The 7258-nt window shown below is 69.9% G+C and carries 8 protein-coding genes and 1 pseudogene; 3 read left to right on the forward strand and 6 right to left on the reverse strand.

Features of this window, described 5'->3' with window-relative positions; translation table 11 throughout:
- The 4 genes from QLH51_RS19400 to QLH51_RS19415 all read right to left on the reverse strand — a co-directional run.
- The coding region (locus tag QLH51_RS19400) for a phage portal protein (RefSeq protein ID WP_125662660.1) at window positions 1-1107 on the reverse strand (1107 nt) is incomplete at its 3' end.
- Between the two features lie 381 nt (window positions 1108-1488).
- The gene (locus QLH51_RS19405) at window positions 1489-2766 is read right to left on the reverse strand and encodes a terminase large subunit domain-containing protein (RefSeq protein WP_125662678.1); all 1278 of its coding nucleotides are present in this window, start codon (window positions 2764-2766) and stop codon (window positions 1489-1491) included.
- Between the two features lie 26 nt (window positions 2767-2792).
- Window positions 2793-3281 (reverse strand): hypothetical protein, encoded by a 489-nt coding sequence (locus QLH51_RS19410; protein ID WP_125662663.1) that lies wholly within the window; start codon window positions 3279-3281, stop codon window positions 2793-2795.
- A gap of 364 nt (window positions 3282-3645) precedes the next feature.
- Window positions 3646-4401 carry a DUF6683 family protein gene (locus QLH51_RS19415; protein WP_125662666.1) on the reverse strand — a complete coding sequence of 252 codons (756 nt, stop codon included), beginning with the start codon at window positions 4399-4401 and terminating at the stop codon, window positions 3646-3648.
- A gap of 169 nt (window positions 4402-4570) precedes the next feature.
- Here QLH51_RS19415 and QLH51_RS19420 point away from each other — a divergent pair, with 169 nt between their 5' ends.
- Entirely contained in the window at window positions 4571-4741 is a 171-nt protein-coding gene (locus QLH51_RS19420) for a hypothetical protein (RefSeq protein WP_164516258.1), read from the forward strand.
- Window positions 4738-5088, forward strand: coding sequence for an antitoxin Xre/MbcA/ParS toxin-binding domain-containing protein (locus tag QLH51_RS19425; RefSeq protein ID WP_125662669.1), 351 nt, complete (start codon window positions 4738-4740; stop codon window positions 5086-5088). The genes QLH51_RS19420 and QLH51_RS19425 overlap by 4 nt, the downstream gene beginning before the upstream one ends.
- Window positions 5089-5381: 293 nt before the next feature.
- Here QLH51_RS19425 and dapF read toward each other — a convergent pair whose 3' ends face one another.
- Window positions 5382-6332 carry a diaminopimelate epimerase gene (gene dapF / locus QLH51_RS19430; protein ID WP_125662672.1) on the reverse strand — a complete coding sequence of 317 codons (951 nt, stop codon included), beginning with the start codon at window positions 6330-6332 and terminating at the stop codon, window positions 5382-5384.
- A 1-nt stretch (window position 6333) separates the two neighbouring features.
- A complete protein-coding gene (locus tag QLH51_RS19435; RefSeq protein WP_125662675.1) occupies window positions 6334-6984 on the reverse strand; it encodes a glutathione S-transferase family protein in 651 nt (216 codons plus the stop codon).
- Window positions 6985-7058: 74 nt separating this feature from the next.
- Here QLH51_RS19435 and QLH51_RS19440 point away from each other — a divergent pair.
- A pseudogene (locus QLH51_RS19440) lies at window positions 7059-7258 on the forward strand (hypothetical protein); the annotation flags it as partial.

Below are 7258 nucleotides of genomic sequence, written 5' to 3' on the forward strand. Positions count from 1 at the left end.
CCCCCGCTTCTCCTCCGCGCTCAGGAAATCCGCCGCCCCCACCCGCGCCCACAACTGGTCGCGCTCGTCGGCCAGCGCCGGCACCCGGTCGAGATCGACAGTGAGCGCCCCCGTCCCCAGCCACCCGTCGATCCCTTGCCCGATCGCACCGAACACCCGGTTGCCCAGCGGCACGATCGTCTGCCGCCACAGCGCCCGGTTCGCCTCGCGGTAATTGGCGAAGGTATTGTCACCCGGCAGCCCCAGCAGCATCGGCGGCACCCCGAACGCCAGCGCGATCTCGCGCGCCGCCTGCGCCTTCAGGCCTACGAAATCCATGTCCGCCGGGGTCAGGCTCATCGCCTGCCACTTGAGGCCCCCGTCGAGCAGCATCAGCCGCCCGGCATTGGCCGCGCCGGCAAAGGCGTCGTCCATCTGCGCGCGCAGCCGGTCGAACTGTTCGCCCGACAGCACCCCGCCATCGCCCGGATCGTGGACCAGCGCCCCCGACGGCCGCGCGGCATTGTCGAGCAGCGCCTTGTTCCACCGCGCCGCCTCGTTGTGGATCGCCACCGCCCCGGCCGCCGCGCCCAGGCACCCCAGCCCGTAATGATCGTCGACCGGATGGAAGCCGCGGATATGCACCAGCCCCGGCCGCCCCGCGCCGTCGGCGGCGGCGATCCGCATCACCCGCTCGCCGACGCGATAGCGATAGGCCGCCGGCCACCCGGTCGCATCCGCCTCGATCGTGACCCGCTCGGGCCGCAGCGCATAGAGTTCGCCGATCCCGCCCGCGCCGTCGTCGATCAGCTGGATATAGGCATTGCCGTGCAGCAGCAGCTGCGCGGCCACGCTTTCGAGCAATTCCTGCCCCGCCGACCGCGCCATCACCAGCGCCACGGCACGCGCATCGCCCGCGACCGGCATCGCCGCCATCCCCTCCGCCACGATCCGCACCGCGCGTTGCGCGATCGGATTGGTCAGATAGGCGGCCCGGACCTGCGCTTCATAGCCTTGCGCCCATCCCCCCGCCGCCGGCCCGCTCCCCTCGCGCCACAGCGTCGCCCCGCCCTGCGCCAACACCGGCCGCGCCCCATCGCGCCCGGCCTTGCGTCCGAACCATTTCATGGCTGTCCTCCGAAAATGAAAAAAGGCCCCGCGTCGCCGCGAGGCCTGTGATTGCGTCCACCCCCACTCCGTTCGGTTCGAGCAGCTTCGAGCCTGTCGAGAAGCGTCCGTCGAGAACGCCCCGTTCGCGGCACCCCCCTTCTCGACTACGGTTCTCGACAGGCTCGAACGTGCGCTCGAAGCAAACGGTGTGAGAAAGCAGATCGAAGAGCGGGCCGTACCCCCGCGCAGGCGGGGGTCCAGAGCCGCAAACACCACCGCCCGCGACCCTGGATCCCGCCACCGCGGGGATATGCTAAATTACGAGGCGACCTACCCCCGAACGTCATCCCGGCGAAGGCCGGGATCTCCCCGTTGCAAGGGCGCGCGCCCTGCGCCCCCTCACAACACCCGCACCATCGCCTGCCCCCGCGCGCCCAGCATCACCTCGTGCATCGCCCATACCAGCGCATCGGCCCGGTCCGGCGACCGGCCCGGTCCCTCGTAACCGCCGCCCGCCACCAGCCCGCACAGCTCGTCCTCCAGCGCCGGAAAGCTGCCGGCATGGAACGCCCGCCCGTTCTCGTACAACAGCACCACCGGCTCGGCGCGCGCCGCCTTGCCGCGCGACGCATGGACCAGCGTCACCGGCAGGGCGGCATCGGCGGCGCGCAGCACGCTTGCGACCATCGCCCCGCCCTGGTTCGATTCGGCCACCACCCGGTCGGCGCCATGCCGCGTCGCGCACGCCGCGACCGCCCCCGCCCAGCCCTCGGGCGACAGTCCGGCGACGGTCGCGTCCTCGATGACATAGGCAAGGCCGTCGTTCCCGCGCCCGACCGCGACGATGCCGCACGCATCGCCATCGACCCCGGCGGGCGGATCGACTCCGATCACCACCCGCACCAGCGCCGGCGCCTCCGCCACCCGCCGCGTCTCGATCAGCGCGCGCGACCACAGCGCCCCCGCGACGTCCTCGATCAGTTCGCCGTCCAGCTCCTGCCGCCCCAGCCGCGTGCCCGAATAGGCCCCCTCGATCTGCGCGAAATAGCTTTCGGGCAGGTGCGCGTTGTCGCGCGACCGCCCGCCGCTGATCCGCACCCCCTGCATCCCCCGGATGCGGCGCAGCAGCGGGATGACGCGCGGCGTGGTCGTCACCAGCGTCTGTGGCCGCTCGCCCATCCGCATCCCCAGCATCAGGTTGTCCCACGTCGCATCGGCGTTGCGCCATTTCGCCAGTTCGTCGCACCATGCGATATGATGTTCGGGGCCACGCAGCCCCTCCGGGCTTTCGGCGGCATAGACATGCGCCTCCGCCCCCGATCCGAACTCGACGACGCCGCGCGACGGCCGGTAGGTGATCGGCCCGTAATGCCGCCCGACGGCCAGCAGTCCCGCCGGCCCCCGCACCATCACCGTCTCCACATCGCGCCGGGTCGCCCCGACCAGCGCGATGCGCAGGTCGCGCTGGTCGGCCGCCCGCGCGCACACCCATTCCGATCCCGCGCGGGTCTTGCCGAAACCGCGCCCCGCCTGGACCAGCCATACCGTCCAGTCGTCATCGGCGATCGTCTGCCCGTCATGCGCCCACAGCCTGAACCGCGTCAGCAGTTCGCGTCGGCGATGCGGTGTCACCTTCAGCAGGAAGCGTTCGAGCTGCGAATCGTCCAGTTCGGCCATCGCCGCGACCAGTGGATTGACGCCGCTCACGCCCGTCGCTCCTGCTTGCCGCGCATCGCCTTGATCCGGGCGATCAACATGGCGTCGGTTTCGGCCTGCGTCGCGCGCAACTGCGCCTCGCGACGCCCGCTACCCGGCCTCACCACCGCGCGATGCCGGTCGAGCAGCTTGATCGCCTGTTCCACACTGATCGCGCCCGCCACGACGGCGTCGGGATCGCCGACCTGTACCCCCTCCAGCGCGGCGATCGCCTTGGATACCAGGATCGCTTCCAGCCGGTCGTACCCGGTCAGCAACGCCATGCGCCACTGTTCGGCAAAGGCCGGATCGCGCCGCCGCAGCGCATAGACGCTGGCCTGCGACAGGCCGACCGCTTCGGTTGCGGCGCGCACGTTGCAGGTCGCGGCGACGTGGTCGAGAAACCGTTCGCGCCGGCTTGGCGTCCATCCCGCTGCAATGCGCTGTTTTTGCACCGGACGATTGCCGCCACTGGTCAGCACCTCTTCCCTGTCCATATCCCGCCCCCCAGACGCGGTTCGGGGCCGACAGCGTCTCCGCCCGGCCCCGATCCCTACAATTCCCGATGTTCCTGTTTTGTGCCAGATCAGCGTGACGATGTCAAGCGCGATATTCCCATATGGTTCGTTCTAGGGACGATCGAACGGCATCGCCGGACGGGCGGTCGGGATCGATCGCATCGCGCCGTCCGGCGAGGAACTGTCGTTACCCGCGTCGCCGGAGTTTGATCCATCCGTATGGAAACGGGCGTCATCCCGGCGAAGGCCGGGATCTCCCGGTGACAGCGCGCAGCAGGCGCCGATGGAGACCCAGCCTTCGCCGGGGTGACGTTTACAGTCGGATGGATCAAACGCTGCGGCGCTATCGCGGCCGGAACCCGGTGTTCACCAGTGCCAGCCGCGTCGGGTCCATGTCGAATACCTTCGCGCCGCCGCGGCGGGCATAGCTGGCCAGCTTGCGCAGGGTCGCCGTGTCGCCCTGCTTTACGGCGTATCCGTGCGCGGCAGCCATCAGCACGCCCTGCGCGATCAACGTGTCGGCGAACTCCTGACGCGCGGCCGACGATCCGAGCGATCCCGCCATGGGGGCCAGCGCCCGCGCCGCCTGGGCGCGCACGCCCGCGACCTGCGCACGCGTCGGATCGGGGCGATAGTCGTTGGCGAGGCCCCATTGCACCATCAGGTAGAAGGCATAGGCATCCACGGCGTCGCCGGTACGGAAGCCGAAGCGGGGTGCGATTCCGGCGAATTCGCGGAACACGCGGCCGCTGGCGACATATTGCTTCACCTCTGCGACATAGCCCGGGTCCTTCGGACCGTTGTCGAGGAAGATCCGCACTACCTTCTGCCGCACGCCCGGGTCGACGCGATAGGGCAGGGAGGCGACCGGCGCGGGGCGGGCGGCCGGCGGCGCGGCGAACTGGCGCCGCAGCGACGGTCCGGCGGACGCGACGCGGGCACCGGCAGCCTCCATCATCGCGTCCTCCATCGCGTAGATGCCCATGCCGGTCATGTCCATCGCGGCTCCCGTATCCTGTGCGGACACGGGCACCGGACACAGGCACAGCAGGACGCCGGACAACAGCCCGACTGCGGCGTTTCGGGGCGTGGAGGCCATCGACGTCTCCTTCGGCGCATAAACTCCGGCAGGGCCGGTTTGGTTGCGGCGCACCGCCTTGTCGCGGGGCTGCGCATCCCCATATGGCATCCATCGTTGGCAGATGGTCCGTAGGCGCCAGCGACCGGGAGACGTGCGCGCTTCCGCTTACGCTGTTGGAGCGTCGAACATGGACCTCAACTATCTTCTGCATCGCCATCAGGTCGCGCTGATGCGCGTCGCCACCGCCGCCTCGCCCGAAGCCGCCCATGCCCATGGCGGCATGGCACGCGGCTATGAACGCCGGATCGAGTCGCTGCGCGACCTGCTCGGTGCGTCGGGCCGGATGGTGACCGCATGAGCGCGCTCGCCGAACAGACCACGCCCGACCTGCTCGACGCGGTCCCGGCCGATGCCGGGCCGGTCGACGCGGCGCCTGCCGAAGCGGCCCCGGCCGAACCGGCGCCCCGCCCCGGCGCGATGAAGTTCCGCCGCAAGTACACGACCGTCCGCCTGACCCCCGAACAGGCCAGCCGACAGGGCCAGGTCGCGACCAGCGCCTTCCGCCGCTTCGGCGAACGCGACGCGGCGATGGCGTTCCTCAACGCTCATGACGACGCCCTTGGCGGCCGCCCGCTCGACCTCGCGATCGCGAGCGCCGAAGGACTGGCCACGGTCGAGGCGGCGATGGCGGAGCGGACGGCGTAGGGGGGCGACCCCCTACGCACCTGCTCACTCGCCTGACCACGCCCACACCGGTCGGTTCCATTCCCGTTCGGTTCGAGCAGCTTCGAGCTTGTCGAGAAGCGCCAGTCGAGAACGCGTCAGCCACCGCCGTCGCGACAAGAGCGTTACGACAACAAGCAAAACCGTTCATGCCGAGTAGGGACTGAGCGAAGTCGAAGGCCCGTATCGAAGCACCGCTCCTTCGATACGCCGCTTCGACAGGCTTAGCGGCTACTCAGGACGAACGGATGGGGTATTCGCTAAAGACGCCCCCCTCACAACCCCGCCAGCATTGCGTCCCACGCCGCGACCTCCTCCTCGCGCCGCCCCAGTATCCGCAGCGCCCCGACCGCGCCGGTCGCCGGATCGACCTCGATCTCGCCGTCCCATTCGAACGTCGCGTTACCCGCGATGGTCACGATGTCGCCGACCGCGGCCGTCGCCCGCACCATGCCGCCGCGATTGAAGACGCGCGTCTCCACTCCCCAGCCGATCCGCCCGGTCCGCGCCGCCGCCAGCGTCGATGCCGCCATCGCGCTGCCGCAGCTGTCGGTCAGCCCCACGCCGCGCTCATAGGTCCGCACGAACAGCGCAGGCGCATGGCCCGTCTCGCGCAGTTCGACGAAGCTGACATTGGCCCGCGCCGGGATCAGCGCCGGGCCCGCCTCGCACCAGTCGCCCAGCGTCACCAGCTCGCCCTCGTCGACCGCATCGACGAACGCCACCAGATGCGGGTTGGGCATCGCCACCGCGGTAAAGGCGCGGTCGCTTGGCAGGCCGGGGATCGGCGCATCGACGAACGGCGCGGCCCCGCCGGTCAGCCCGACATCGCCAGGGACCAGCGATACCGGCCCGACCTTCGTCTCGATCGTCGTCACGCCCGCTGCGATCGGCGCGACCGCCCGCGCCTGCGCCGCGCTCTGTTTCAGCCGCACCTGCCCGGCATCGGTCCCGGTCACCTCGAACCCCAGCCGCGCGGTACAGCGCAATCCGTTCAGGCACGTCTCCGCCTCCGACCCATCGGGATTGAACATCCGCATACCAAATATATTTTCGTCATCACAAGGGGTTAGCAGTAACAGCCCATCCCCGCCGACATCACCCGCCCGATCCGCCAGCGCCCGCGCCACCCGCGCCCATCCGGCATCGTCCAGCACGATATCGCGCGCGTCGATCAACGGAAAATCATTCCCCGACCCATGGCACTTCACAAACTTAACAATCATCTCAAACCCTTGCCTGCATCTTCGTAATGAACCGACGTTCGGATTCCAGCCGCTGCGCAAAGGCAGGACGCGCCAGCATCGTCGTCAGATAGCGCGTCAGGCACGGATATGCCGCCGCGTCGATCGGCCGGGTGGCGTGCAGCGTGCTGGCGATGACGCTCGTCACCGCGATATCCGCCAGCGTCAGCGCCTCTCCGACCAGAAATGCGCGGTCACCGATAACCAGTTCGAGGTGCGCGAGGATCGGCGGCCATTGTTCGCGCTCCGCCGCATCGGCCGCCGCCGGATCGACCGGCAGCCCGCGCAACGGCCCGGCCACGCGGTTGAACAGCATGACCCGTCCCGTGGCGAAGATCACCGTATCGGCCAGCTCGTCGAACCAGATCGTGCGGCCGCGCGCCTGCGGATCGGCGGGAATCAGCGCCGGTTCGGGATATTTCGCTTCCAGATAGCTAACGATCGCGCTCGAATCGGCCAGCGCGAAATCGCCATCGACCATCGCCGGGATGTGGCCGAACGGGCTGATCGCGCGGAACGCGGGCGACGCGTCGCCGGGCGCGGTCGGGACCAGGTCGAACGCGATCCCCTTTTCCTCGGCAAAGACCGCCACCTTGCGGACGAACGGCGAAATGGTCGAACCGTAGAATTGCATCGAAACGGCCTCCTGCCACGACGTCGACGGAAGGGGGCGACACCGGCGGCCCGCCTGTGCCACAATCGGGGGCAGTGACGGAAGTGCTCCTCCTCGTGGTGATCCTGTTGTCGGTTGCCCTGTTCCGGCTGCACCGCCGCGTCGCGACGCTGGAGGCCGGCATCGCCGCGCCACCGCCGCCGCGCGTCGAACGACGCGTCGAGCAACCGGCCGGGCAGGCGCCCGGACAACGTCCGCTGCCCGTCACCCCGCGCCCCGCCCCGCCACCCCGTCC

Source organism: Sphingomonas sp. 2R-10, assembly GCF_030062225.1.
Lineage (GTDB): Bacteria > Pseudomonadota > Alphaproteobacteria > Sphingomonadales > Sphingomonadaceae > Sphingomonas.

Excerpts from the sequence above, each read along its gene's own strand:
- QLH51_RS19405 (WP_125662678.1), bottom strand. The coding sequence starts at position 2,766 with ATGGCCGAACTGGACGATTCGCAGCTCGAACGCTTCCTGCTGAAGGTG.
- QLH51_RS19410 (WP_125662663.1), bottom strand. The coding sequence starts at position 3,281 with ATGGACAGGGAAGAGGTGCTGACCAGTGGCGGCAATCGTCCGGTGCAA.
- QLH51_RS19415 (WP_125662666.1), bottom strand. The coding sequence starts at position 4,401 with ATGGCCTCCACGCCCCGAAACGCCGCAGTCGGGCTGTTGTCCGGCGTC.
- QLH51_RS19420 (WP_164516258.1), top strand. The coding sequence starts at position 4,571 with ATGGACCTCAACTATCTTCTGCATCGCCATCAGGTCGCGCTGATGCGC.
- QLH51_RS19425 (WP_125662669.1), top strand. The coding sequence starts at position 4,738 with ATGAGCGCGCTCGCCGAACAGACCACGCCCGACCTGCTCGACGCGGTC.
- dapF (WP_125662672.1), bottom strand. The coding sequence starts at position 6,332 with ATGATTGTTAAGTTTGTGAAGTGCCATGGGTCGGGGAATGATTTTCCG.
- QLH51_RS19435 (WP_125662675.1), bottom strand. The coding sequence starts at position 6,984 with ATGCAATTCTACGGTTCGACCATTTCGCCGTTCGTCCGCAAGGTGGCG.